At 78.9% G+C, this 796-nt stretch carries 1 protein-coding gene; it reads left to right on the top strand.

Annotation, left to right across the window (positions count from 1 at the left end):
• Nucleotides 1-520: 520 nt before the first annotated feature.
• On the top strand, nt 521-796 hold a 276-nt coding region (locus tag NWP10_RS12210; RefSeq protein ID WP_258301080.1), incomplete at its 3' end, for a hypothetical protein.

Here is a 796-nt window from a genome sequence, read left to right as displayed (position 1 = left end):
GCTGACGGGCGCCGCGCTGGCCCGCGCCGCGATGCGCCGGCCGGAGGCGCAAGAGGCGACGCAGTCGGAGAAGGCGCCGGCGCAGCCGGAGCCGACGCCGATGCCGTCCCCGGTCGGGCAGGCCGCTCCGTCGGCTCAACCCGCGCAGTCGGAGCATCCCCGCCCCGAGCGCTGGGCGCCGCCCGCCGCGTCGTCGTCCCCGGAGGCCGGTGCCTCGGCCCAGCGGCCCGATGCCACCCGGCCCGAGCAGCCCGCGCAGCAGGACCGGCCGCAGCGGCAGACCCCTCCCCCGGCCCCGGCGAGGCAGCCGGAGCAGCGGCAGCAGCAGACGGCGCAGGCCGAGCGACCGACAACCACCGAGCGGCCTGCCGAGCGCCCCGCCGCGGGCGCCCCGGAGGCGAGCCCCGCGTCGACCCGTCCCCAGGCGGCCGAGCGGGCTGCGGAGCGCCCGCAGGCTGAGGCGGACGCCGCGGGCTCCGCGGTGCCCTCGAGCGCGGCCTCCGCGCCGGCCCCGAGCCAGGTGGAAAAGGTCCGCCGGGCCTGGCCGGACATCCTCGCGGCCCTCGAGGACGCCTCGCGCCTGATGTGGATGATCGTGAAGGACAACGCGAGCGTGGCCGGCTACGACGGCTCGCTCCTCACCATCGGCTTCCAGCAGGACGGCCCCCGCCAGATGCTGCTGGGCCGCGGCGGCGACCGCGTGCTCGCCGAGGCCGTCCACCAGGTGCTCGGCATCCGTCCCCAGCTCGACCTGATCCTGGGCGGAGACGCCCCGCAGGGCGGCTCCGCCCAGGAT

The sequence above is a fragment of the Micrococcus sp. HG099 genome (assembly GCF_024723355.1).
GTDB classification, from domain to species: Bacteria; Actinomycetota; Actinomycetes; order Actinomycetales; family Micrococcaceae; genus Micrococcus; species Micrococcus endophyticus.
This window is presented reverse-complemented; position numbering and strand designations above follow the sequence as displayed.